This window comes from Niveispirillum sp. FG148 (assembly GCF_057809655.1).
This window is the reverse complement of sequence record NZ_JBMDKJ010000011.1, coordinates 75,988-99,236: the sequence shown is the minus strand read 5'-3', so window position 1 is coordinate 99,236 and position 23,249 is coordinate 75,988. Positions and strand designations below refer to the sequence as shown.

The following is a 23,249-nucleotide window of genomic DNA, read 5'->3' as shown; positions in this document are numbered from 1 at the left end:
GTCAACTCACACCCGGTGATAGGGATGCCCGGCCAGGATCTGCTGGGCACGGTAGATCTGTTCGGCCAGCATGCCGCGCACCATCATGTGCGGCCAGGTCATGGGGCTGAAGGCCAGGACCAGGGCCGCCTTCTGCCGCACCGACGGGTCCAGCCCGTCCGCCCCGCCAATGACGAAGGCCAGATCGCCCACGGCGGCGTCGCGCCATTGGCCCATGCGGGCGGCGAAATCTTCCGACCCCATCATGCGGCCGCGTTCATCCAGCGCCACGATGGTCGCACCGCTGGGAATGGCGGAAAGCAGCAGCTCCGCCTCCGCCCGCTTCAGCTCTTCGCCTTCCAGCCGCTTCTTGGTTTCAACCTCGCGCAGCTGGAAGGGCCAGGTGATGCGGGCCTTGTATTCATCAAACAGATCGCGGGCGGGGCCCGGCTTGGCCTTGCCGACCGCCGCCAGCCACAGGCGCATTACTGCGCCGGCCCGCCGTCGAACCCGGCCGTCAGCGCCTTCAGCGAGGCCGGCGGCTCCACGCCCCACATCTTTTCGATGCAGTAGAAGGCGCGCACTTCCGGGCGGAACAGGTGGACGATGACGTCACCGCTGTCGACCAGCACCCAGTCGCACTGCGGATAGCCTTCCGGATTACCGGCATGGATGCCCAGGTCGCGCAGCTTGCGCACCATATGGTCGGCCATGGCGCCCACCTGACGGGCCGACCGGCCCGTGGTGACGACCAGATAGTCGGCCATGCTGGTCTTGCCGCGCAGGTCGATGGTGATCGTGTCCTCGGCCTGATCCTCGTCCAACACGGACAGGATCAGGGCAAGGGTGCGCTCCGGCATGTCTTCGGCGGCGATAACGCCACCGGCCGGCTGCTGGGAAGGTTCTGCACTCACGATCTGGGTCACCGACATCTATCCTTGGGCGAAAATGATCAACTGCCTTGCCTGCCGCCAGCCAGCCCCTGCCGGATGGCGGTCGCCGAAGCGGGATGAAGGGGGGCGTCCAGGAACACCCAGACGGGGGGCGGCAGGTCGGCCAGACCCTTCGCCCGTCGCACATTCACCCGCGCAGCGGCAAAACGCCGGGAAGCCTTGCCGCCCAGCGCAGAGGTAGAATAGGGATGTCTGGGGAATATCGCAACCGGGACCTGGGTGAAAATCCGCGTCCATGATCGCCAGTGCGGCACCTGCAACAGGTTATCCGCCCCCATCAGCCAGACGAATTTCACCCCTGGAAAATGCCGTTTCAGGGCCGCCAGCGTATCCACCGTGTAGCGGGTGCCAAGGCTGGTTTCGATGTCCGTCACCACGATGCGCGGATGGGCGGCAACGGTCCGCGCGCGGGCCAGCCGGTCGGCCAGTTTTCCCATGCCGTCCAAGGGCTTCAGCGGATTTTGCGGGCTGACCAGCCACCAGACCTGATCCAGGCCCAGCCGCTTCAGCGCCATCAGCGACATGTGCCGGTGGCCATCATGGGCGGGGTTGAAGGACCCGCCCAGCAGCCCGATGCGCATGCCCTTCCACAGGCTGCCGGCCAGTGGCTTCGGCAGGGCGCGAACGGCCCTGCCATGCGCGGCGGGCGGGGCAGGGCGGTCAGGGCCGCGTATGCCCATCGCCCCGCACCACATACTTGTAGCTGGTCAGCTGTTCGGCCCCCACGGGGCCACGGGCATGCAGCTTGCCCGTGGAAATGCCGATTTCCGCGCCAAAGCCGAATTCGCCGCCATCGGCGAACTGGGTGGAGGCATTGTGCAGGACGATGCCGCTGTCGACGCGGGCCAGGAATCGGGTGGCGGTGTCCGCGTCCTCCGTGATGATGCTGTCGGTGTGGTGGCTGCCATGGCGGCCGATATGGTCGATGGCGGCGTCCACATCGTCGACCAGCTTCACCGACAGGATGGCATCCAGATATTCGGTGTCCCAATCCTCTTCTGTGGCCGGCTTCACGCGGGCATCCAGGGCCTGCACGCCGGCATCGCCCCGGACCTCACATCCCGCCTGGATCAGATCGTCCAGGATGGGGGGCAGCAGGGATGCGGCGATGTCCTTGTGGACCAGCAGGGTTTCGGCCGCCCCGCAGATGCCGGTGCGGCGCATCTTGGCGTTCAGCGTCACGCGCCGCGCCTTGTCCGGATCAGCTTCCTTGTCCAGATAGACATGACAGATGCCGTCCAGGTGATAGATCACGGGCACGCGGCTTTCGGCGGCGACACGGCCCGTCAGCGACTTACCGCCGCGCGGGATGACCACGTCGATCCAACGGGTCATGGTCAGCATTTCGCCCACGGCCGCGCGGTCCGTGGTGGGCGGCATCTGGATGGCGTCACGCGGCAGTCCGGCCGCGTCCAGCCCGGCATGCAGGGCCGCCAGGATGGCGCGGGCGGAATGGAAGCTTTCCGACCCGCCACGCAGGATGGCGGCATTGCCGGATTTCAGGCATAGGCCGCCGGCATCGGCCGTCACGTTCGGCCGGCTTTCAAAGATGATGGCGATGACGCCCAGCGGCACGCGCACCTTTTCAAACCGCAAGCCATTGGGCCGTTCCCAGCGTTCCAGCACGGTGCCCAGCGGATCGGGCCGGTCCGCGATCTCCTCCAGCCCCTTGGCCATCGCCTCCACCCGCGCCGGGTTCAGCATCAGCCGGTCCAGCAGGGAGGGCGACAGGCCCTTTTCCGTGGCCCCGTCCATGTCCAGCGCATTGGCGGCCAGGATGTCGGCCATGCGGGCGCGCAGGGTGGATGCCGCCACGCGCAACGCCTGATCCCGCGCCGCCGCTGGCGCCATCGCCACAATCGCGGACGCGGCGCGGGCGCGGCGGCCCAAACCATCCATGACGGAGGCGATATCCTGGCGGTCGATGCTGTCCATGGCGGCGGGTTCCGTTGCGGTGGGGGAATGACCCTACAATGTCACGGGGGCGGTTTCACCCCTGACGCTTTGATAGCGGCCATGCTAAGCTGTGGCCCATGTCGATCAGCAGCATCAACAGCGCCCCGATGGACCTGACGCGCGCCGGCCTGGAAGGCTTCACGGCGGCGCAGGCGACCGTGCAGGCGGCGACCGAACAGGTGGCGGCGGGCAACCTGGACCCGGCCGTGATCCTGGATGTGAAGCAGGCCGAAGTGACGGCGGGCGTCAGTGCCGCCATCATTAAGAGCGATCAGCAGAATTTCCAGCGGTTGCTGGATGTTTTGGTTTAGGGCTGGCCTTTCCAAAATCACCAAGGTGCCTTCCCCGCGAAAGCGGGGATCCAGGGGCCACCAAGAACCACATGTCGGTGCGCTTGGCCCCTGGACCCCCGCTTTCGCGGGGGAGGCAGTGGATGGTTCCGAGTGATGTTGTTGACTTACTTCAAGCTGCCGCAGAAACGCTGGATGCGCGTGCAGGCTTCTTCCAGCACCTCGTTGCTGGTGGCGTAGGAGATGCGGAAGAAGGGGGACAGGCCGAAGGCCGCGCCATGCACCACGGCCACGCCTTCGGCTTCCAGCAGTTCGGACGCGAAATCCTCGTCCGTCTCGATGACCTTGCCCGTGGGCGCCGTCTTGCCGATGGTGCCGGCGCAGGACGGGTAGACGTAGAAGGCGCCTTCCGGGTTGGGGCAGGACAGGCCCGCCGCCTGGTTCAGCATGGACACGACCAGATCGCGGCGGCCCTGGAACACGGCGGCGCGTTCCTTGATGAAGTCCTGCGGGCCGTTCAGCGCCTCCACGGCGGCGGCCTGGGAGATGCTGGTCGGGTTGCTGGTCGACTGGCTCTGGATCACGCCCATGGCCTTGATCAGGGCCTTGGGGCCGGCGGCGTAACCAATACGCCAGCCCGTCATCGAATAGGACTTGGACACGCCATTGACCGTCAGGGTGCGGTCATAGAGCGCCGGCACGACCTGGGCGATGGTGGTGAATTTGAAATCATCAAAGACCAGATGTTCATACATGTCATCGGTCATGATGTAGACATGGGCGTGGCGCAGCAGCACCTCGCCCAGGGCCTTCAACTCGTCCGCCGTATAGGCGGCACCCGTCGGGTTGGACGGGCTGTTCAGGATCAGCCACTTGGTCTTGGGCGTGATGGCCGCTTCCAGATCGGCCGGTTGCAGCTTGAAGCCGTTTTCCGCCGGGCAGGCGACGGACACGGGCGTGCCCTCGGCCAACTGCACCATGTCGGGGTAGGAGACCCAGTAGGGGGCGGGGATGATCACCTCGTCCCCGGCATTCAGGGTGGCCATCAGGGCATTGTACAGCACCTGCTTGCCGCCCACGCCGACCGTCACCTGGTCCGGGGTGTAGGTCAGGCCATTCTCCCGCGCGAACTTGGCGACGATGGCCTTCTTCAGCTCCGGCGTGCCGTCCACGTCGGTGTAACGGGTCTGGCCCTGCTCGATGGCGCGGATGCCGGCGGCGCGGATATTTTCCGGCGTGTCGAAATCGGGTTCACCAGCGCCCAGACCGATCACATCACGGCCGGCGGCTTTCAGTGCGCGGGCCTTGCTCGTCACCGCGATGGTGGGCGAGGGCTTGATGCGGGACAGGCGGTCGGCAAGGAACGACATTCATTTTCCCCTGGTTGGGACGGATTATGACCGGGCAGGGACCTTAAAGCGGTCGATCATTGTCGCCAAGCACAGGAATGTTATAGGACAACCGCGTTTTGGGCAGGGGTGGGGAACGCCCCCCAAACGGCCTATGCCCCGTAGGGATGATGACATCCTCCACCTGCTGGGGTATTTCCCAAGCCCATGTTGAATGAAATTGCGAAATGGCTTGGGGTCCCGGTGGTGGACCTGATCACCTTTTCGGCGATCACCGCGGTCGTGATCACGCTGATGGTGACGTTCGCTTTGTCGGTCAAGCCCAAGCGTGTCAAGCGTCCCAGCGTGCGGCAATACAATGCCGAACTGTTCAAGCGCCGCATGGAACTGGAGGAACTCTCCTATCCCATGTTGAACGACATCAAGGTGGGCGGCGGCAAGGCGGGACTGATCCGGGTTGATCACGTCATGAGGCTGCCGGCCAGTATCCTGATGATCATGTCATCGCCGCCGGACGCGACGGGGCAGGTACGCTGTAACCCGAACGCCGGCCATTGGAAATATGTGCGTGCCGACCACAATGTCGGCGCCTTCATCAATCCGGTCCTGCAACTGCATCCGCTGATTACCGCGATCCGCAGCCGCTTCCCGCTGGTCCGCGTGCGGGTGCTGTGTGTGTTCCCCCGCACGGCCGAATTCATCGGCAGCAATATCAAGACGGCCTGCCTGCCCGACGACCTGATCCGCATGATCCGCGAGATGGCGGCCGAAGATGGGCCTCCCAACCAGGCCATGGATGCTGCCTGGGACAGCCTGTCGCTGGCCCTTAAGCAGGGGTCGGCCGCCGCCGGCGGCAATGGCGCCGCCAAGGCCGGCTAGACAGCGCCCCTCCAGTCGCCGGTCAGGCCGCCACCGCCGTGATCCGGACGCGATGCGCCGAATGGTCCGGGTGTGAACAAAAACAGATCAAACCCCTTTTCCGTCGGCGCGGCTCGGCTTAGATTAACGCCCATGAGCCAGACACAGATCCCCACCGTCGCTGCCGCCGCCAACACGATGCCCTGGCGCATTGAGGTGGAGGAGCGCCCCTTTATCGAACCGTTGACCGTGGTGTCGGAATATACCCCGGCCGGCGATCAGCCCCGGGCGATCGAGGAATTGACCGCCGGGCTGGTGAATGGCGACCGCGACCAGGTTCTGCTGGGCGTCACCGGGTCGGGCAAGACCTTCACCATGGCCCATGTCATCCAGCGCGTGCAGCGCCCGACCCTGGTCCTGGCGCCCAACAAGACGCTGGCGGCGCAATTGTATGGAGAGATGAAAAGTTTCTTTCCAAACAACGCCGTGGAGTATTTCGTTTCCTACTACGATTACTATCAGCCCGAGGCCTATGTGCCCCGGACCGACACCTATATCGAGAAGGAAAGCTCGATCAACGAACAGATCGACCGCATGCGCCACGCGGCCACCCGCGCCCTGCTGGAGCGCAAGGACTGCATCATCGTGGCCTCTGTTTCCTGCATCTACGGTATCGGGTCGGTCGAAACCTATTCGGAAATGACCATCCCGCTGAAGGTGGGGCAGGTGCTGAACCGGCAGGGCTTTCTTCAGAGATTGGTTGAACTGCAATATCGGCGCAGCGATGTCGGCTTTGGGCGCGGATCGTTCCGGGTGCGCGGCGACACGGTGGAACTGTTCCCTGCCCATCTGGAGGATCGGGCCTGGCGCCTGTCCCTGTTCGGGGACGAGTTGGAGGCAATCAACGAGATCGACCCGCTGACCGGCGAGAAGCTGGCATCGATGAAGGAGGTCCGCATCTATGCCAACAGCCACTATGTCACGCCCAAGCCGACCCTGTTCCAAGCGGTTGAGCAGATCAAGCGTGACCTGAAGATCAGACTGGAAGAGTTTGTTCAACAAGGAAAATTGTTGGAGGCGCAGCGTATTGAGCAGCGCACGACCTTCGATATCGAAATGATGGTGGCGACCGGTTCCTGCGCCGGGATCGAGAATTATTCCCGTTACCTCTCGGGGCGCAATCCGGGAGAACCGCCGCCGACCCTGTTTGAATATCTGCCGCCCGACGCGTTGCTGATCGTCGATGAAAGCCATGTGATGGTGCCGCAGGTGGGCGGCATGTACCGGGGCGACTTCATGCGCAAGTCGACCCTGGCCGATTACGGATTCCGCCTGCCATCCTGTGCCGACAACCGTCCGCTGAAGTTCGAGGAATGGGACGCCATGCGCCCGCCCACGGTCTTTGTTTCGGCCACGCCGGGCGATTGGGAACTGGAACGCACGGGCGGCGTGTTCGTGGAACAGGTGGTGCGCCCCACCGGTCTGGTCGACCCGCCGGTCATTATCCGCCCCACCGATACCCAGGTCGACGACGTAATGGCGGAGGTGCGGGAGGTCACGGCCAAGGGCCTGCGCGTGCTGGTCACCACCTTGACCAAGAAGATGGCCGAAGCGCTGACGGAATATATGATGGAGGCGGGGATCAAGGTCCGCTACATCCATTCCGACGTAGAAACCCTTGAACGTATTGAGATTATCCGTGATCTGCGCCTGGGCGTGTTCGATGTGCTGATCGGCATCAACCTGCTGCGCGAAGGGCTGGACATTCCCGAATGCGGGCTTGTCGCCATCCTGGATGCCGACAAGGAAGGCTATCTGCGCAGCCGGACCAGCCTGATCCAGACCATCGGGCGCGCAGCCCGTAATGTCGAAGGCCGCGCCATCCTTTATGCCGACCGTGAAACCAACAGCATGAAGGCAGCGCTGGAGGAAACGGCACGCCGCCGGGCCAAGCAGTTGGAATATAACGCCGCCCACGGCATCACCCCGGAATCGGTGAAGAAGAACATCGCCGACATCCTGGGCAGCGTCTATGAACGCGGCGACCGGGTGGAGGTGGATACGGGGGCGGCGGAAGGCATCGGGCTGGCCGGCAAGGACATCAAGACCATCATCGCTGAGCTGGAAAAGAAGATGCGCGCGGCCGCCGCCGACCTGGAGTTCGAGGAGGCGGGGCGCATTCGCGACGAGATCCGCCGGCTGGAAGCCATCGATCTGGGCCTGTCGCCGGGCGCCAGCCCCATCCGGGCATCCGCGCAGGGCGAACGGCCGCGTATGCAGTCCAAGCCGGAGAAGAAGCCCGCTGGTGGCCGTACCAAGGGGGCGGCCAAGACCAAGGATGGCGGGCTGGAGGTCGGCGGGATCGAGTTCGGGGGCAAGAACACCAAGCGGCGGCGGTAAGGGGCCGCCGTCAGTCCAGGGTCAGCACCACCGGCGTATGGTCCGACGCCTTCTCCCGGCCCCGCGGACCCTTGTCGATGTCGCAGGCGACCAGACGGTCGGCAGCCTGTGGCGACAGCAGGAAATGGTCGATGCGCAGGCCGTTATTACGCGGCCAGGCGCCGGCCTGATAGTCCCAGAAACTGTAGGCCGGCACCAGACCGGGATGCAGGGACCGAAACGCCTCCGTATAGCCCAGCGCCAGGATTTCCTGGAACTTCAACCGCGTCTCCTGCCGGAACAGGGCATCGTCGCGCCAGCCGATCGGGTCGTACACATCCTCTGCCGCCGGGATGACATTGTAGTCGCCGCCCAGTACCACGGGCTGGCCGCTGCGCAGCAGGTCGGCCGCGTGCAGCCGCAGCCGTTCCATCCAGCGCAGCTTGTAGGGATATTTCTCCGTATCGACCGGGTTGCCGTTGGGCAGATACAGGCTGGCGATGCGCACCCCGTCGATGGTGCCTTCGACATAACGGGCCTGCTCGTCCTCCCCCTCTCCCGGCAGACGGGTGATGATGTCGGTCACGGGCGATTTGGACAGGATGGCGACACCATTATAGGCCTTCTGGCCCACGGCATGGACGTGATAGCCCAGTTCCTCGAACGCGGCGGCGGGGAAGGCGGCCGTCTCGCACTTGATCTCCTGGAACAGCACCACGTCGGGCGCCGTCTCGCGCAGCCAGTCGGTGATGTTGGGCAGGCGGGCCTTGGCGGAATTCACGTTCCAGGTGGCGATCTTCACGGGCACCCTGCCTTCCTTGCTATGATGCCGACGGTCACTCGATGACCGTCGGAGGCCGCCGACCGGCGGCCCGCCGCGCGTGCGGCGTAAGCCAAGCCGCTGGACGGCGGCGCCCGGCGTTTGAGGGAACACGAATATACCAACGGCATTGGATCGGTCACGATCAAATGCCGTTGGTATCAGACTGAGAACGAGGTGCCGCAGCCGCAGGAAGAGGCGGCATTGGGATTGTTGACCTTGAAATAGCTGCCCATCAGATCCTCGACATAGTCGAGTTCGGCGCCGGCCAGCAGGTCAAGGGAGACATCATCCACCACCATGCGCGCATCATTGTGGCTGAACACATGGTCGTCATCATTGGTTACGGTGTCGAAGCTGAACCCGTACTGGAAGCCGGAGCAGCCGCCGCCCGATACAGACAGGCGCAGCATCTGCTCCGGATTGCCTTCCAGCGCCGCCAGCTTCTGGATGCGGCGGGCCGCACTGTCCGTCAGGGTCATGGCGCGGCCGGCCGGCGGCGGGGCGGCGGGGCCGTCGGGAAGGGTGCTGGTGGTTGACATGGGGAATGATCCTGTCCGTTAACGACTAGACAAACGCTTACACCCTATGTAAGCGGCCCATGGGCAATCGTCAAAGCGGGCGTGCCTGAATATGGAGACGTGGCGATGATGCGTTGGCAGCAGCTTTTGTCCCGGCAGCGTTTGGCCAAGCCCGATCTGGCGCCGGAGCAGCCCTATCGCAGCGCCTATGAGATCGATATCGACCGGATCACCTTTTCCACCAGCTTCCGGCGCCTGTCGGACAAGCAGCAGGTGCATGGCATCGGCGGTTCGGATTATGTGCGCTCCCGGCTGACCCATTCCATGGAGGCGGCGCGCGTTGGCCGATCATTGGGCAGCTGGGCCGGGGCCGAGATCATTGCCCGCTATGGCCAGGATGCCGTGCCGGCCAGTGCTGCCGACATCGGCAATGTCGTGGCCGCCGCCGCCCTGGCCCACGACCTGGGCACGCCCTGCTTTGCCCATACGGGCGAGGATGTGATTTCCGATTGGTTCACGGACACCGCTCTGGGGCGTGAAATTCTGTCGGGCGTGGACGGTCAGCATGCATCCGAACTTTCCAATTTCGAAGGCAATGCCCAGGGCTTCCGTGTGCTGACCCGATTGCAGGGCTGGCGGGCGCAGGGCGGATTGCAGCTGACGGCCGCGACGCTGGGCGCCTACAGCAAATATCCCTGGTCGGCCCCGGCCTTCGTGGGTGAGGAACGGCCACACAAGCGCAAATATGGCTTCCTGGGCAGCGAGCGGGACCTGATGGCGGAAGTGGCTGGCGAACTGGGCCTGGTGCCCACCGGCCGTGACGCCTGGTGCCGCCACCCGCTGGCCTATCTGGTGGAGGCGGCGGACGATGCCTGCTATTCGGTCGTTGATATCGAGGACGCGGTGAAAATGCGGATGCTGTCCTTCTCCGATGCGGAGGATCTGCTGGGGCCGCTGATCGACTGGGACCGTCCCGAATATGAAAGCATCGATGATGAGGATCGCCGCCTGATCTGGCTGCGCGCGCGCGCCATTGACCGCCTGGTCAATGATGCCCGTGTCGCCTTCCAGGACCGGCTGCCGGACATCATGGAAGGCAAGCCGGTTGACCCTTTGCTGAAAATGATCGAGCGGACAGAGGCGCTGCAGGATATTTCCGAGGTCTGCTATACCCAGATCTACCGCGGCTATCAGCGGTGCGAGACGGACATCATTGCCGCCCGCACCGTCACCACGCTGCTGAACGCCTATGGCGAAGCCTTGCTGGCCCGGGAGAAGCTGGGACCGGATCGCGACCTGCCGCGCCGGTTCGCCGCCCTGCTGGAGACGGTGCCAGGCATCAGGCGGATGCCCTACGACCGGCCAGGCTGGACCCGGGCGCTGCTGGATCATATCGCGGGCATGACCGACCGTTTCGCCATTCGACAGGCGGAACTGATCGCAGGCTGAGGGAACGGTCCTGCGTTTGTCACCGCAACATTAATACCAATGCTGGAAAGTTCCGACCTGTGGTCGGCACTTTCCGGCCCCTCAAACGCCGGGCGGCCCGCATCCGCGGGCCTTGGCTTCGCGGGCACGAGCCCGCGCGGCCGCCGTCGCGGCCGATACCAGGGCCAGAAGTCAGAACTTTCTGGCCCTGGTATAAAACGCCGTTGCCACATTCCCGCCCTTCAATTCTGCATGCTGTGCGGAAGCGAAGGTTCGGTGTAGGGTGCGCCGTCACACCTTCCGCGGGCGTCTCAGGATTCCGCGGCGGGAGATACATGCCCGGATAGATTGAAAAGTTTGGAAAGATGAACGTTTTCAAGGATTTCGAAGCCAAGATCCATGCCGCGCTGGACCAGATGGTGGTCGCCGGCGAGCTGCCGTCCGGGCTGGATTTCTCCCGAATCACGGTTGAACCCCCGCGCGACGCCAGCCATGGCGACGTATCCACGAATGCGGCCATGATCCTGGCCAAACCCGCCGGCAAGCCGCCCCGCGTCATCGCCGACGCCCTGGTCGCCCGGCTGAAGGACATGGAGGCGGTGACGGAGGCCGCCGTGGCCGGACCTGGCTTCGTCAATCTGCGTATCGATGCCGGCTGGTGGCTGGCCCGCATGGCCGACATCCTGACCGCCGGTCCCGCCTTTGGACAGAGCGGCATGGGCGGCGGCCGTCCGGTCAATGTGGAATTTGTGTCGGCCAATCCGACAGGCCCCATGCATATCGGTCACACGCGCGGTGCCGTGGTCGGCGATGCGCTGTCGCGCCTGCTGGCCAAGGCCGGGTTCGCCGTGACCCAGGAATATTACATCAACGATGCCGGTGCGCAGGTCGATGTGCTGGCCCGGTCGGCGCATCTGCGTTACCGCGAGGCCTTTGGCGAAGCGGTGGAAATCCCCGCAGGCCTTTATCCCGGTGACTATCTGGTCCCGGTCGGGCAGGCGCTGAAGGATGTCTATGGCGACAGGTACCTGACCGCGGAAGAGGCGGAATGGCTGCCGCTGTTCCGGGAATTCACCGTCGCCCGCATGATGGAAACCATCCGCGACGACCTGAAGCTGATGGGTGTACATCACCATGTCTTCTCCTCCGAACGCGCGCTGGTCGATGCCGGGTCGGTGGATACGGCGCTGAAGGCGCTGGAGGATCAGGGCCTGATCTATACGGGCGTGCTGGAACCGCCGAAGGGCAAGAAGCCCGATGATTGGGAGCCGCGGCCCCAGACCCTGTTCCGCGCCACCCAGTTCGGCGACGATGTGGACCGGCCGCTGAAGAAGTCGGACGGGTCCTGGACCTATTTTGCCAACGACATCGCCTATCACTACGACAAGTTTCAGCGGTCCGGCGCCACCATGATCGACGTCTGGGGCGCCGACCATGGCGGCTATGTCAAGCGCATGCAGTCGGCCGTGTCGGCCGTGACGGGCGGCAGGGGTACGCTGGATGTCAAGATCTGCCAGCTGGTCAACCTGATGGATGACGGCCAGCCCGTGAAAATGTCCAAGCGCGCCGGGCGCTTTGTCACCCTGCGCGACATCGTGACGGAGGTGGGCGCCGGTGTCGTCCGCTTCATCATGCTGACCCGCCGCAATGACCAGACCCTGGATTTCGACGTGGCCAAGGTCACGGAGCAGTCCAAGGAAAATCCCGTATTCTATGTGCAGTACGCCCATGCCCGCTGCCATTCGGTGCTGCGCCATGCTGCCGACGCGGGCAAGGATCTGACGGCAACCCATCTGGTCGGGGCCGACCTGTCCCGATTGTCGTCGGAAGAGGAAGTGGCCATCGTCAAGCAGATGCTGTCCTTCCCGCGTCTGGTGGAAGCGGCGGCCGATGCACACGAACCCCACCGTGTCGCCTTCTATCTCTACGAACTGGCCTCGTCCTTCCATGGTCTGTGGAACAAGGGCAAGGACGACGCCACCATGCGCTTCCTGATCGAAGGCGATGAGGAACTGACCCGCGCCCGTCTGGCGCTGGTGACATCCGTGGCCCAGGTGATCGCCTGCGGTCTGGACATCCTGGGCGTCGAGCCCGTCAAGGAAATGCGTTGAGGCGTTGCGGCCATGACCTATTACGACGATGAGGACGAGAACGGGCAGCACCAGCCGCCCCAGGGGAATCGGCAGCCGTCCTCGCTGCGTGCCGATTTCCGTGCCGATCCTTCCTTCAGCCCGCGCGCCGGCTATCAGCAGTCGCCCCAGCAACCCGGCCAGCCGGCCGATGGTGATGGGCATGAAGCCTATGTGCAGCCCGCCCCCTATGCCGCCCCGGCTGCCCATCATCCCGCGGATGAGTATGTGCAGCCGGCCGCCGCGCCGGCCTATCGGGCGCCCAGCGCGGAGGCCCATGGAGACCACCCGCAGGCCCATGCGCCGCACGCGAATGCCGGGTACCATCATGGGGCTTCGGCACAGCAGCAGGCCCAGGACGCCTACTACCAGCAGTACGAGCAGCAGCACGGCCATTACCCTGCCGCGCCGCCGCGCCGTCGCAACCTGGTGAACATTGCGGTGGTGGGGGCGGCCGTTGTCGTTTTCGGTGGTGTGATCTTCTGGGCCTATAACCAGGGGATGCGTGCCGGGACGGAAAGCGTTGCGCCGATCCTGCGGGCCGATCCCAATCCCACCAAGATCCGTCCGGAACAGCCGGGTGGCATGGAAGTGCCGCACCAGGACAAACTGGTCTATGACCGCCTGAACCCCGCCAACAGCGGGGCGCCGGGTGAGGTGGAGCGTCTGCTGCCCCCGCCGGAAACGCCGATGGAGCGCCCGCGCGCGGCGGCCGAGCCGCCGGCGGATGAAATCATGCCGATGGCGGAAGAGGGTGAGGGCCAGGTGTCGGCCCTGTCCGCGGAGGAGCAGGGCTATCAGCCGGCCCCCGCCCAGCAGCAGACGCAGCCGGTGCCGACCTATGCGCCACCGCTGCCGCAACAGCAGCAGCCACGCACGGCCCCGCCTGTGCAGCAACCGGTCCAGCAGCAGGCGCAGGTGCCGACGCATCAGCCGACCCAGACGCTGATCCCGCCGTCGGCCAGCACGGCGCAGCCGCGTCCGGCTCCGGCCCAGACCAACGCCGTGCAGGCTCCCGCCGCTGCCCCGCCGCGCCCGGCCCCGCAAACGAATGTGGCCCCGCCGCCGGCTGCCGTACAGCCCAAACCCGCCGTTGCGGCCCCGGCCGCCAGCGGCGGTCCAGCCGTACGCGTCCAGGTGGCTGCCGTCGACAGCGAGGCCAAGGCCAGTGCCGAATGGCAGCGGCTGCAACGTAAGTTCGCCGGTGAACTGGGGGGCCTGTCCATGCGCACCGTGCGGGTCGAACTGCCCAAGGGCATCTTCTACCGCATCCAGGGCGGGCCGATCGATGAGGCGCGAGCCAAGCAGATCTGCGCGACCATGGCGGCGCAGGGCGCGGGGTGCAGCATTGTCCGCTGACATTGCGGCCCTGGTCCTGGGGTGTGAGGGCACAGCGCTGAGTGCGGCGGAGCGGGCGTTTTTCCGCGATGTCAATCCGCTGGGCTTCATTCTGTTCCGGCGCAATGTCGACTGTCCCGATCAGGTGCGGGCGCTGGTGTCTGACCTGCGCGCGGCCGTGGGACGGAACGCGCCCATTCTGATCGATCAGGAGGGGGGGCGCGTAGCCCGCCTGCGTGGTCCGCATTGGCCCGAACTGCCGCCGGCCCGCAGCGTGGGCGATATCCCCCAGGTGCAGCGGGCGCAGCGCGCGGCATGGCTGCATGGACGGCTGCTGGCATCGATGCTGTCGGACCTGGGCATTGATGTGGATTGCGCGCCGGTGGCCGACGTGCCTGTGCCGGGCGCCCATGATGTGATCGGTGACCGTGCCTTTGCCACGGACCCGGATCGGGTGGCTTTGCTGGCCGGGGCGCAGGCGGATGGCCTGCTGGCGGGTGGGGTGATGCCCGTGGTCAAGCACGTACCGGGTCATGGCCGGGCCTTTGCCGACAGCCACAAGGAACTGCCCGTCGTTCATACCCCGCGCCACGACCTGGAGGCCTGGGATTTCGCGCCGTTCAAGGCGTTGGCGGGCCTGCCCGCCGCCATGGTCGCGCATGTCGTGTTCACCGCCATCGACGCCGACCGTCCGGCCAGCGTGTCGCCGACGGTGATCGGGCAGATCGTGCGCGGCCATATCGGGTTCGATGGTGTGCTTTTCAGCGACGATCTGTCGATGCAGGCCCTGTCCGGCACCCTGGGACAGCGCACGGCCGCGGTGCTGGCGGCGGGCTGCGATGTGGCCCTGCACTGCAATGGCCAGATGGACGAGATGCGGGATGTGGCGGCGAATGCCCGGCCGCTGGACGCCGCCGGCATCCGCCGCTGGCAGGCGGCTGCCGCCTGGCTGAACGCCGCGCAACCCGCGGATGTGCCGGCCCTGCGGGCGGAGCTGCAGGCGCTGCTGGCGGGGGAGGGCTGAGCCATGCCGGATTTCCAGCATATGCTGTTCCAACTGTCGATCATGGCCCTGCCGGCCTTGTTCGCCATTACCCTGCACGAGGCCGCCCATGGCTATGCGGCGCTGAAATTCGGTGACCGCACGGCCCAGATGATGGGGCGGCTGAGCCTGAACCCGTTGCGTCATATCGACCCGGTGGGCACCGTTCTGCTGCCTATGACCCTGTTCCTGCTGACCGGCTTCATGTTCGGCTGGGCTAAGCCGGTGCCGGTGGATTTCTGCAATCTGCGCAATCCCAAGCGGGATATGGTCTGGGTCGCGGCGGCGGGCCCGGGGGTGAACTTCCTGCTGGCCTTCGTCTCGGCCCTGCTGCTGCATCTGGCCCCCTTGACGCCGGCGGTCATGACCGACTGGCTGACCAGCAATCTGGTTGTGTCCATGCAGTTCAATGTGCTGCTGGCCCTGTTCAACCTGATCCCGTTGCCGCCGCTGGATGGCGGGCGGGTGCTGGTCGGGCTTTTGCCCATGCGGGCGGCGCGGTCGGTGGCGCGGTTGGAACCCTATGGCATGGGTATCCTGATGCTGCTGGTCTTCCTGATTCCGTTCGCGGCCAGCCATGCCGGGTTCGATTTCAACCCGCTGTTCATGCTGCTGGGCCCGGCCACGGAATGGGTCGTCGACCTGATCGTCCGCCTGGCTGGGCTGTCGTGACCGACGTATTCGAGGCGGACCCGTCTCCGCCCGCCGCAGAGGCACTTCTGCTGGATATTGACGGGTTCGAAGGACCGATCGATCTGCTGCTGACCCTGGCACGCGACCAGAAGGTCGATCTGACCCGCATCTCCATCCTGCAATTGGCTGAGCAGTTTCTGTCTTTCGTGGAAGAGGTTCGGCGCCTGCGGCTGGAACTGGCGGCCGATTATCTGGTGATGGCCGCCTGGCTCGCCTATCTGAAGTCCCGACTGCTGCTGCCCGATCCGCAGCCCGAGGAACCCTCGGCTGAAATGCTGGCGGCCGCCCTGACCTTGCAGCTGCAACGGCTGGAGGCGATGCAGGGCGCGGCCGCCCGCCTGATGGCCCGGCCGCGCCTGGGCCGCGACCGGTTCGCTCGCGGCGCCCCGGAAGATCTGCCCATCTTCGCCAAGCATCGGCATGATGTGACCTTATATGACCTGCTGAAGGCCTATGGGGATATCAGCGGCCGGCAGGCGCGGCAGTCGCCCTTCACCATCCCGGTGACGGAGCTGTATTCGATCGAGGAGGCGGTGGGCCGGCTGGAAGCCATGCTGGGCCGCATTCCCGACTGGTCTTATCTGTCCACCCTGCTGCCGGCCGGATGGAAGGGCGATGGGGTGAAGGCGCGGTCGATGCTGGCCAGCAGCTTTGTGGCAGCCCTGGAACTGGCCAAGGCGGGCAGGCTGGAACTGCGCCAGGACAAGGCGTTCGCGCCCATCCAGCTTCGGGCCCGGCGGGGGGAGGAGTCGCGATGACGGAGTTGTTCAGTGCTGACAATCAGCTGATCCGTCTGCTGGAAGCCATCCTGTTCGCGTCGGCCGAACCGGTGACGGAGGAGGCGCTGCAGGCCCGCATCGGTCCGACGCCCGTGCGTCCGCTGCTGCTGCAACTGGAAAATCTATACCGTCATCGCGGGGTCAATCTGGTCGCCAGCGGTGGCCGTTGGGCGTTCCGCACCGCTGCCGATCTGGGTGACCAGCTGCGAACAGAGGTGGAGGTGACGGCCAAACTGTCGCGCGCGGCGGTGGAGACGCTTGCCATCGTCGCCTATCACCAGCCCGTGACAAGGGCGGAGATCGAGGCCATCCGCGGCGTCGCGACGTCCAAGGGTACGCTGGATATCCTGATGGAGGCTGGCTGGATCCGGCCAGGGCGGCGCCGCGAAACGCCGGGCCGTCCCCTGACCTGGGTGACAACCCCGCATTTCCTGGACCATTTCGGGCTGGAGACGCTGCGCGATCTGCCGGGTGTGGATGATTTGCGGGCGGCAGGTCTGCTGGACAAGGCGGCCGCCATGCCGTCTCTGCCGGGGCTGGAGCCGGCGTCTGGCGAAGAGAGTGCGTAGATGCAGCACTCACCCCTTGGATAAGCCGGGAACGGACTTTTTTCAGCTCCCGGCTTATCCAAGGGGTGACGGGGAAATCCCCGATCACCCGATGGCAAGATCAATCGCGGTTGAAGTGGACAGACCTCAGCTCTTGATCTTGCGAACGCTGCGCTTGGCCCGGTACATGCCGGCATCCGCGCGACGAATGACGTCTTCTTCCTTGTCCGCGCCCGTATAGGCCTGTTTGCCGAAGCTGGCACGCAGCGGCAGCTTCGTCATCTGCCAGGCGCAGGACTGGTTGTTGAAAATCTCGGCCAGGGCATCGGCGCGCGCCGTTCCCTGGGTGGCATCAGTGCCGGTCAGCAGCACGGCAAACTCGTCGCCGCCGAAACGGGCCACGATGTCATGCGCGCGGACATTCTCCCGCAGCGTGCGCGCCGACTGGCGCAAATAATTGTCACCGCACAGGTGACCGTGCGTATCGTTGATCGCCTTGAACCCGTCCAGGTCGATGATGACCAGGACTCCGCCCATGCCTGTGCGGCGCGTGGCCGCCAGTTCCCGGCGGAAAGCCTCGACAAAGCCACGCCGGTTCAGCAGGCCCGTCAGTTCGTCCGTCATGGACAGGGTTTCAAGGTGGGCAATGCGTTCCTTCTGCTCTTCGATCTTCGCCTCGGCTTCGCGAAGACGCATGATCGTATCCTGCAGAAGGAACACATAGGTGTCGGCAGGCATGGCGACGGGGCCGAGGTCCGGCGAGACAGCCCCGCCCATGCCGCCGGCAACCGTTCGGGCAAGGCCGTGAAGGCTGTTTCCCTGGCGGTCGCCGGTCGCCGGCATTGGCATGGTGAAAGACCGCGCACGGTCCATGCCCAAGGACTTTGCCATCGGGTAGTTCGGGACAGTGTCGAGCGGGCTCATGATCGGTTCCCCCTTTATGGGAAATTTCGTCGCCAGATCAAAAGCAACCGCTGTGCCAAGTGAGAAATGCTGAAGAATCAATGTGATATCAGAGGTGCTGGATGGTCCGATATTGCCTTGGGCAGTTTTTGCCGGGATGCGGCGGGCAGAAGCTGCCCCCATACTATTTGCAGTGCGAAAGGTCGTTGCGGTGCTGCGGTTGCAAGCGCAAGATGCCGACGTTCGCCACGACTCAGGCTCCATCCAAAGTGAACAGCGCCCGATACGCGTCCCCGTCCCATCCACGTTCCATGGCCCGCCGTGGCGCTGCCGCACTTTGTGCCCTGATGCTGGCGTCGGCGACCATGACGCCGGCATCCGCCCGCGCCGGCATCGACATCGCCCCGCACCGCGCCACCTATAAGCTACGGCTGGATCATGCCCGGCTGCAAAGCGGCATCGCCGACGTCAATGGCGTCATGAGCTTCTCCTGGAATGACGCCTGCGACGGCTGGACCATCGACCAGCGGTTCCAGGTGAAATTCACCTATGCTGAGGGGGAGGACATGAACCTTGTCACCTCCTATGCCACCTGGGAGGCCAAGGATGGTTCCGCCTATCGGTTCAACGTGCGCAAGCTGGTGAATGGCGAAGTGGACGAGGAACTGAGCGGCGGTGCCACGCTGGATACCAAGGGTATGGGCAGCGTCAAATACGACAAGCCCGAGGCCCATACGGTCGATCTGAAGCCCGGCACCATGTTCCCGACGGCCCACACGCTGCGCGTCCTGCGTCAGGCGGGCACCGCTGACAACCTGTTCTCCGTGCCCGTGTTCGACGGGGCGGAAGCGGAGGGGGCGAGCCCTGTCAACACCATTGTCGGAAAGGTCCGCACACCGGCCGCCATGAAGGTCAAGGATGCCGATCTGCTGGCAGCCAAGGCCTGGCAGGTTTCGCTGGCCTTCTTCCCCATCAGTCCAGGCGATTCGCTGCCGGATTATGAAACCAGCATGGTGCTGCAGGAAAACGGTGTCGTCCGGTCCATGCTGGTCGATTACGGGGATTTCCGGGTGTCGATGGAACTGGAGACGCTGGAGCGCGCCATCCGCCCACCATGCTGATCGGCTGCGAAAGCCAAGGTCCCCGGTGTCTGCCAACCATATTTCATCTGTTCAGCGAAGGAGGCGGAATGCCCCGGGTCGCCTATGTCAATGGCCGCTACGTCCCGCACGGTGACGCATCGGTCCATATCGAAGATCGCGGATTCCAGTTTGCCGATGGCGTCTATGAGGTGGTGACCATCGTCGGCGGCAAACTGGCGGACGAGGAAGGGCATCTGACCCGTCTTGCCCGGTCGTTGAAGGAACTGTCGATCCCGTGGCCGGTCAAGCCCGTGACCTTGCGGCTGATCATGCGGGAGATGGTCCGTCGTAACCGGGCGACCAATGCCCTGCTTTATATCCAGATTACACGCGGCGTGGCCCCGCGCGACTTTCGCTTTCCCGCCCATCCGGCGCCGACCCTGGTCATGACCTGCCGGCGTACGGCATTCCAGCCGAAAGCCCTGCTGGAAAATGGGATCGCAGTCGTAACGATGCCGGATATCCGCTGGCTTCGCCGGGACATCAAATCAGTGTCGCTGTTGCCGCAGGTGCTGGGCAAGCAGCGGGCCCATCTTGCCGGGGCCTATGAGGGCTGGCAGGTGGACGGTGACGGCTTCGTGACGGAGGGCTGTTCGTCCAACGCCTGGATCGTCACCGCCGACGGCATGCTGGTCACGCGGGAACCCAGCAATGCCTTGTTGAACGGCATCACCCGTCTGTCCATCCTGGATTGCGCGCGGGAACTGGCCATCCCATTCCAGGAACGGCCTTTCACCGTTGCAGAAGCTTTGGCGGCGAAGGAGGCCTTCATATCCAGCGCCAGCACCTTTGCCCTGCCTGTGACGCGCATCGACGGCCATGTCATCGGCAATGGCAGGCCCGGCCCGTTGTGCCTGCGCCTGCGACAGGCCTATATGGATCATATCGGGGCCGTCGATCCGCTGGGGGGACAGTAATGCTGCCGGAGACGCTGACCGCCCCGTTTGACCGGCTGCCGCGGGCCGTCATCTTTGACTGGGACAATACGCTGGTCACCAACTGGCGCTGCATCCATGCCTCCATCAACGCGGCATTGAGGGAATTTTCGCTACCGGAATGGTCGCTGGAGGAAAGCTACGGCCGTGTCCGCCGGTCGTTGCGGGACAGTTTCCCGGAGATTTTCGGGGACGAGTGGCCGCGGGCCCGCGACATCTTCTATGCCCATTTCGAAGCCCACCACATGGACTATCTGGACGTGCTGCCGGGGGCGGAGGCGATGTTGCGCGACCTGCACGGGCGCGGCATCCGGCTGTCGGTGGTGTCCAACAAGACGGGCCGTTTCCTGCGGACCGAAGCGCGTGAACTGGGCTGGGCACCGATGTTCGATGCCCTGGTCGGCGCCCAGGACGCGGCGGCCGACAAACCGGACCCGGCCCCCCTGCACATGGCGCTGGCCCCGTCCGGCTTCGCGCCCGGACCCGATGTCTGGTTTGTGGGCGATGCCGATATCGATATGGAAATCGCGCACCGCACCGGCTGTACCCCCATCCTGGTGGGAGAGACGCCCCATGTGGATGATGGCTTGGGCCGCTTCCCCCCCGCCATAAGTCTGGCGGGGTGTGCGGGGATTTCATCCTTGGTTAGACGGATCGGTGATACAATATAAGGAGGTGTCCGGGATATTGGCGCAAAGCCGGTACCCGGTTATCCTGATTTAACTTGGGCCCCCGTTGGATGGGACGCCCCAATAACCCGAGCATAAGCGAGGCTGCTCCAATGTCAGAAAAATCCCAGAACGTTCAGGACGTCTTTCTGAACCATGTCCGCAAGAGCAAGACCCCGGTGACCGTGTTCCTGGTCAACGGCGTGAAGCTGCAGGGCATCATCACCTGGTTCGACAATTTCTCCGTGCTGCTGCGCCGCGATGCCCATTCGCAGCTGGTCTATAAGCACGCCATCTCGACCGTGATGCCGGCGCATCCGATCCAGTTGTTCGACCCGCCGGCCAAGGAGAATGACCACGACTGAGTTGAGTAATCGCGAAGGCCGCGGGTCACCCACCCGCGCCTTCGTTCTTCATCCGGTCCTGCCCGAGGACCGGCATGACGCGCGCAACCCGGAAAGCCGCCTGGAAGAGGCGGTGGGTCTTGCCGCTGCCATCGACCTTGAGGTCACCGCCGCCCGTGCCATCCGCACCATGCGCCCGCGTCCCGCAACCCTGCTGGGTACCGGTGCGGTGGAGGAGGTGGCTGCCCTGGTGGAAGAGCAGGAGATCGGCCTGGTCGTTGTCGACCACGCCCTGACCCCCATCCAGCAGCGCAATCTGGAACGCGACTGGAAGACCAAGGTCATCGACCGTACTGGCCTGATCCTGGAAATCTTCGGCAAGCGTGCCCGCACGCGCGAAGGCCAGTTGCAGGTTGAACTGGCCGCCCTGACCTATCAGCGCTCCCGCCTGGTCCGGTCCTGGACCCACCTGGAACGTCAGCGTGGCGGCTTCGGCTTCCTGGGCGGTCCCGGCGAAAGCCAGATCGAAATGGACCGCCGCCTGATCAGCGACCGGATCGTGAAGCTTAAGGGCGAGCTGGAGGAGGTCCGCCGCACCCGTGGCCTGCATCGCAAGGCGCGGGAGAAGGTGCCGTATCCCGTCGTCGCTCTGGTCGGCTATACCAACGCTGGCAAGTCCACGCTGTTCAACCGCATGGCCGGGGCGGATGTCTTCGCCAAGGATCTGCTGTTCGCCACGCTGGACCCGACCATGCGGGCCATCATCCTGCCGTCCAACCGCAAGATCATCCTGTCTGACACGGTGGGCTTCATCTCCGACCTGCCGCACGGGCTGGTGGAGGCGTTCCGCGCCACGCTGGAAGAGGTGATGGCGGCTGACATCATCCTGCATGTCCGTGATGTGTCGCATCCCGATACCGATGCCCAGAATGCTGACGTGAAGTCGGTGCTGAAGGGCTTGGGTATCGAGGTCGATACCGATGACCGGGTGATGGAGGTGCTGAACAAGCTGGACCGGTTGGGCGAGGAGGATCAGCAGACGCTGCTGCGCCAGGCCCGCCGCACGGGCGGCATCGCCATTTCCGCCCTGACCGGCGACGGGATCGACACCCTGTTTGATGCCATCGACCGCCGCATGGTGGCCGGTCGGGAAGTGGTGGAGTTTGATGTCGACGTAACCGATGGGGCCGCCATCGCCTGGCTGTATGGCAAGGGCGATGTGATGCAGCGGGAGGATGATGACAGCTGTGCGCGGCTGCGCGTCGGCCTTGATCCCGCGGATCTGGCCCGGTTCCAGGACCGCTTCCCCTACCGCCCCCGCGAGCAGCAGGCCCTGGCGTCATGATCCGGCCCGACCCCGAGACGGTTTCCACCCTGCTGCGGGAGGTGGCGGAGGCGGAAATCCTGCCGCGTTTCCGCGCCCTGGCCGCCGGTGACATCCGGGAGAAGGGGCCGGGCGATCTGGTGACCGTTGCCGACGAGGCGGCGGAGAGGGTGCTGACCAGGCGTCTTTCCGACCTGCTGCCGGGGTCGCTTGTGGTGGGGGAGGAGGCGTGCGCCGCCGACCCCACCGTCCTATCGCGCCTGTCGATCGGGAATGATCCCGTGTGGATCATTGATCCTGTTGATGGCACCAGCAATTTCGCCCGCGGCGGCACCACTTTCGGAGTGCTGCTGGCCTTGGCGGTCGGTGGGCGCACGGTGGCCGGCTGGATCTATGATCCGGTTGGGGCCCGGATGGTGATCGCGCAGGCCGGTGAGGGCGCATGGATGGACGGGCAGCGGCTGGCGGCGCTGCCCGGCGGGCCGTTGCCCGGCCTGCGCGGCTCGCTTTCCACCAAGTTCTTCGCGCCGGATGAGAAAAAGCGGCTGGAGGCTTTGCGGCCGCATTTCGCCCGGACCTACCGCCTGTTCTGCGCTGCGCACGAATATCTGAACCTGCTGACGGGCAAGGGGCAGTTCGCGCTTTATAACCGCACCATGCCCTGGGACCATGCGGCCGGCGTGCTGGCCTACCAGGAGGCCGGCGGTTACGTGGCCCGGTGGGACGGCACCCCCTATGGTCCCGCCGATATACAAGGTGGTATCCTGGCAGCCGGGGATGCTCCGACCTGGAACGCCTTGCGTGATTTGCTGTTTCCCAACGGCATTCCGACCTGATCGCGACGCAGCAGGCTTCCGTCCCATGCCGCACT

At 65.0% G+C, this 23,249-nt stretch carries 24 protein-coding genes; 16 read left to right on the top strand and 8 right to left on the bottom strand.

Annotated elements, in window-relative coordinates; genetic code table 11:
• Nucleotides 1–6 precede the first annotated feature (6 nt).
• From rlmH to ACODTW_RS13820, 4 genes are read right to left on the bottom strand one after another with little or no spacing between them, the layout of a single operon-like run.
• Nucleotides 7–465, bottom strand: coding sequence for a 23S rRNA (pseudouridine(1915)-N(3))-methyltransferase RlmH (gene rlmH / locus ACODTW_RS13835; RefSeq protein ID WP_488946600.1), 459 nt, complete (start codon nucleotides 463–465; stop codon nucleotides 7–9).
• On the bottom strand, nucleotides 465–905 hold the full coding sequence (rsfS, locus tag ACODTW_RS13830) for a ribosome silencing factor (RefSeq protein WP_488946599.1): 441 nt from the start codon (nucleotides 903–905) through the stop codon (nucleotides 465–467). The genes rlmH and rsfS overlap by 1 nt, the downstream gene beginning before the upstream one ends.
• A gap of 26 nt (nucleotides 906–931) precedes the next feature.
• Nucleotides 932–1,612, bottom strand: coding sequence for a nicotinate-nucleotide adenylyltransferase (locus ACODTW_RS13825; protein WP_488946598.1), 681 nt, complete (start codon nucleotides 1,610–1,612; stop codon nucleotides 932–934).
• The gene (locus ACODTW_RS13820) at nucleotides 1,593–2,867 is read right to left on the bottom strand and encodes a glutamate-5-semialdehyde dehydrogenase (RefSeq protein WP_488946597.1); all 1,275 of its coding nucleotides are present in this window, start codon (nucleotides 2,865–2,867) and stop codon (nucleotides 1,593–1,595) included. Before ACODTW_RS13820 ends, ACODTW_RS13825 begins: the two co-directional genes overlap by 20 nt.
• Before the next feature lie 98 nt (nucleotides 2,868–2,965).
• Between ACODTW_RS13820 and ACODTW_RS13815 the strand changes: the two genes are divergently transcribed.
• Nucleotides 2,966–3,199 (top strand): hypothetical protein, encoded by a 234-nt coding sequence (locus ACODTW_RS13815; protein ID WP_488946596.1) that lies wholly within the window; start codon nucleotides 2,966–2,968, stop codon nucleotides 3,197–3,199.
• Between the two features lie 146 nt (nucleotides 3,200–3,345).
• Here ACODTW_RS13815 and ACODTW_RS13810 read toward each other — a convergent pair whose 3' ends face one another.
• Nucleotides 3,346–4,548: a pyridoxal phosphate-dependent aminotransferase gene (locus tag ACODTW_RS13810; RefSeq protein WP_488946595.1), complete on the bottom strand. Its 1,203-nt coding sequence runs from the start codon at nucleotides 4,546–4,548 to the stop codon at nucleotides 3,346–3,348.
• A 225-nt stretch (nucleotides 4,549–4,773) separates the two neighbouring features.
• Here ACODTW_RS13810 and ACODTW_RS13805 point away from each other — a divergent pair, with 225 nt between their 5' ends.
• Nucleotides 4,774–5,406, top strand: a complete 633-nt coding sequence (locus ACODTW_RS13805) for a hypothetical protein (protein ID WP_488946594.1) — start codon at nucleotides 4,774–4,776, stop codon at nucleotides 5,404–5,406.
• A gap of 177 nt (nucleotides 5,407–5,583) precedes the next feature.
• Nucleotides 5,584–7,785: an excinuclease ABC subunit UvrB gene (gene uvrB, locus ACODTW_RS13800; RefSeq protein ID WP_488946644.1), complete on the top strand. Its 2,202-nt coding sequence runs from the start codon at nucleotides 5,584–5,586 to the stop codon at nucleotides 7,783–7,785.
• A 10-nt stretch (nucleotides 7,786–7,795) separates the two neighbouring features.
• Here uvrB and xth read toward each other — a convergent pair whose 3' ends face one another.
• Nucleotides 7,796–8,566 carry an exodeoxyribonuclease III gene (gene xth / locus ACODTW_RS13795; RefSeq protein ID WP_488946643.1) on the bottom strand — a complete coding sequence of 257 codons (771 nt, stop codon included), beginning with the start codon at nucleotides 8,564–8,566 and terminating at the stop codon, nucleotides 7,796–7,798.
• A gap of 179 nt (nucleotides 8,567–8,745) precedes the next feature.
• A complete protein-coding gene (gene erpA / locus ACODTW_RS13790; RefSeq protein WP_488946593.1) occupies nucleotides 8,746–9,126 on the bottom strand; it encodes an iron-sulfur cluster insertion protein ErpA in 381 nt (126 codons plus the stop codon).
• A gap of 105 nt (nucleotides 9,127–9,231) precedes the next feature.
• On the opposite strand from erpA, the gene dgt reads away from it, so the two are divergent.
• From dgt to scpB, 7 genes are all read left to right on the top strand, one after another.
• A complete protein-coding gene (gene dgt, locus ACODTW_RS13785) occupies nucleotides 9,232–10,554 on the top strand; it encodes a dGTP triphosphohydrolase (protein ID WP_488946592.1) in 1,323 nt (440 codons plus the stop codon).
• Between the two features lie 344 nt (nucleotides 10,555–10,898).
• Nucleotides 10,899–12,644: an arginine--tRNA ligase gene (gene argS / locus ACODTW_RS13780; protein WP_488946591.1), complete on the top strand. Its 1,746-nt coding sequence runs from the start codon at nucleotides 10,899–10,901 to the stop codon at nucleotides 12,642–12,644.
• Between the two features lie 12 nt (nucleotides 12,645–12,656).
• A complete protein-coding gene (locus ACODTW_RS13775) occupies nucleotides 12,657–14,021 on the top strand; it encodes an SPOR domain-containing protein (protein WP_488946590.1) in 1,365 nt (454 codons plus the stop codon).
• Nucleotides 14,011–15,024: a beta-N-acetylhexosaminidase gene (gene nagZ / locus ACODTW_RS13770; protein WP_488946589.1), complete on the top strand. Its 1,014-nt coding sequence runs from the start codon at nucleotides 14,011–14,013 to the stop codon at nucleotides 15,022–15,024. The genes ACODTW_RS13775 and nagZ overlap by 11 nt, the downstream gene beginning before the upstream one ends.
• A 3-nt stretch (nucleotides 15,025–15,027) precedes the next feature.
• On the top strand, nucleotides 15,028–15,714 hold the full coding sequence (locus ACODTW_RS13765) for a site-2 protease family protein (RefSeq protein ID WP_488946588.1): 687 nt from the start codon (nucleotides 15,028–15,030) through the stop codon (nucleotides 15,712–15,714).
• A complete protein-coding gene (locus ACODTW_RS13760) occupies nucleotides 15,672–16,493 on the top strand; it encodes a segregation and condensation protein A (RefSeq protein ID WP_488946587.1) in 822 nt (273 codons plus the stop codon). Before ACODTW_RS13765 ends, ACODTW_RS13760 begins: the two co-directional genes overlap by 43 nt.
• The gene (gene scpB, locus ACODTW_RS13755; protein WP_488946586.1) at nucleotides 16,490–17,083 is read left to right on the top strand and encodes an SMC-Scp complex subunit ScpB; all 594 of its coding nucleotides are present in this window, start codon (nucleotides 16,490–16,492) and stop codon (nucleotides 17,081–17,083) included. Before ACODTW_RS13760 ends, scpB begins: the two co-directional genes overlap by 4 nt.
• A 126-nt stretch (nucleotides 17,084–17,209) precedes the next feature.
• On the opposite strand, the gene ACODTW_RS13750 is transcribed toward scpB, so the two are convergent.
• On the bottom strand, nucleotides 17,210–17,986 hold the full coding sequence (locus tag ACODTW_RS13750; protein ID WP_488946585.1) for a GGDEF domain-containing protein: 777 nt from the start codon (nucleotides 17,984–17,986) through the stop codon (nucleotides 17,210–17,212).
• Nucleotides 17,987–18,234: 248 nt separating this feature from the next.
• On the opposite strand from ACODTW_RS13750, the gene ACODTW_RS13745 reads away from it, so the two are divergent.
• The 6 genes from ACODTW_RS13745 (at nucleotide 18,235) to ACODTW_RS13720 (ending at nucleotide 23,214) form a co-directional block, all read left to right on the top strand.
• Nucleotides 18,235–19,086, top strand: coding sequence for a cell envelope integrity EipB family protein (locus tag ACODTW_RS13745; protein WP_488946584.1), 852 nt, complete (start codon nucleotides 18,235–18,237; stop codon nucleotides 19,084–19,086).
• 68 nt (nucleotides 19,087–19,154) lie between these two features.
• Nucleotides 19,155–20,024: a D-amino-acid transaminase gene (locus ACODTW_RS13740; RefSeq protein ID WP_488946583.1), complete on the top strand. Its 870-nt coding sequence runs from the start codon at nucleotides 19,155–19,157 to the stop codon at nucleotides 20,022–20,024.
• A complete protein-coding gene (locus ACODTW_RS13735) occupies nucleotides 20,024–20,713 on the top strand; it encodes an HAD family hydrolase (protein WP_488946582.1) in 690 nt (229 codons plus the stop codon). Before ACODTW_RS13740 ends, ACODTW_RS13735 begins: the two co-directional genes overlap by 1 nt.
• A gap of 110 nt (nucleotides 20,714–20,823) precedes the next feature.
• Nucleotides 20,824–21,075, top strand: a complete 252-nt coding sequence (gene hfq, locus ACODTW_RS13730; protein WP_029014379.1) for an RNA chaperone Hfq — start codon at nucleotides 20,824–20,826, stop codon at nucleotides 21,073–21,075.
• Nucleotides 21,062–22,399: a GTPase HflX gene (hflX, locus tag ACODTW_RS13725; RefSeq protein ID WP_488946581.1), complete on the top strand. Its 1,338-nt coding sequence runs from the start codon at nucleotides 21,062–21,064 to the stop codon at nucleotides 22,397–22,399. The genes hfq and hflX overlap by 14 nt, the downstream gene beginning before the upstream one ends.
• Nucleotides 22,396–23,214, top strand: coding sequence for an inositol monophosphatase family protein (locus ACODTW_RS13720; protein ID WP_488946580.1), 819 nt, complete (start codon nucleotides 22,396–22,398; stop codon nucleotides 23,212–23,214). Before hflX ends, ACODTW_RS13720 begins: the two co-directional genes overlap by 4 nt.
• The last annotated feature ends 35 nt before the right edge of the window (nucleotides 23,215–23,249 follow it).

What these genes read in the sequence shown, in the direction of transcription:
- ACODTW_RS13740 (WP_488946583.1), top strand. Translation starts at nt 19,155, where the DNA reads ATGCCCCGGGTCGCCTATGTCAATGGCCGCTACGTCCCGCACGGTGAC.
- ACODTW_RS13775 (WP_488946590.1), top strand. Translation starts at nt 12,657, where the DNA reads ATGACCTATTACGACGATGAGGACGAGAACGGGCAGCACCAGCCGCCC.
- ACODTW_RS13765 (WP_488946588.1), top strand. Translation starts at nt 15,028, where the DNA reads ATGCCGGATTTCCAGCATATGCTGTTCCAACTGTCGATCATGGCCCTG.
- scpB (WP_488946586.1), top strand. Translation starts at nt 16,490, where the DNA reads ATGACGGAGTTGTTCAGTGCTGACAATCAGCTGATCCGTCTGCTGGAA.
- ACODTW_RS13760 (WP_488946587.1), top strand. Translation starts at nt 15,672, where the DNA reads ATGGGTCGTCGACCTGATCGTCCGCCTGGCTGGGCTGTCGTGACCGAC.
- ACODTW_RS13750 (WP_488946585.1), bottom strand. Translation starts at nt 17,986, where the DNA reads ATGAGCCCGCTCGACACTGTCCCGAACTACCCGATGGCAAAGTCCTTG.
- ACODTW_RS13720 (WP_488946580.1), top strand. Translation starts at nt 22,396, where the DNA reads ATGATCCGGCCCGACCCCGAGACGGTTTCCACCCTGCTGCGGGAGGTG.
- ACODTW_RS13815 (WP_488946596.1), top strand. Translation starts at nt 2,966, where the DNA reads ATGTCGATCAGCAGCATCAACAGCGCCCCGATGGACCTGACGCGCGCC.
- hflX (WP_488946581.1), top strand. Translation starts at nt 21,062, where the DNA reads ATGACCACGACTGAGTTGAGTAATCGCGAAGGCCGCGGGTCACCCACC.
- argS (WP_488946591.1), top strand. Translation starts at nt 10,899, where the DNA reads ATGAACGTTTTCAAGGATTTCGAAGCCAAGATCCATGCCGCGCTGGAC.
- dgt (WP_488946592.1), top strand. Translation starts at nt 9,232, where the DNA reads ATGATGCGTTGGCAGCAGCTTTTGTCCCGGCAGCGTTTGGCCAAGCCC.
- uvrB (WP_488946644.1), top strand. Translation starts at nt 5,584, where the DNA reads ATGCCCTGGCGCATTGAGGTGGAGGAGCGCCCCTTTATCGAACCGTTG.
- ACODTW_RS13735 (WP_488946582.1), top strand. Translation starts at nt 20,024, where the DNA reads ATGCTGCCGGAGACGCTGACCGCCCCGTTTGACCGGCTGCCGCGGGCC.
- ACODTW_RS13810 (WP_488946595.1), bottom strand. Translation starts at nt 4,548, where the DNA reads ATGTCGTTCCTTGCCGACCGCCTGTCCCGCATCAAGCCCTCGCCCACC.
- rlmH (WP_488946600.1), bottom strand. Translation starts at nt 465, where the DNA reads ATGCGCCTGTGGCTGGCGGCGGTCGGCAAGGCCAAGCCGGGCCCCGCC.
- erpA (WP_488946593.1), bottom strand. Translation starts at nt 9,126, where the DNA reads ATGTCAACCACCAGCACCCTTCCCGACGGCCCCGCCGCCCCGCCGCCG.
- ACODTW_RS13820 (WP_488946597.1), bottom strand. Translation starts at nt 2,867, where the DNA reads ATGGACAGCATCGACCGCCAGGATATCGCCTCCGTCATGGATGGTTTG.
- hfq (WP_029014379.1), top strand. Translation starts at nt 20,824, where the DNA reads ATGTCAGAAAAATCCCAGAACGTTCAGGACGTCTTTCTGAACCATGTC.
- ACODTW_RS13825 (WP_488946598.1), bottom strand. Translation starts at nt 1,612, where the DNA reads ATGGGCATACGCGGCCCTGACCGCCCTGCCCCGCCCGCCGCGCATGGC.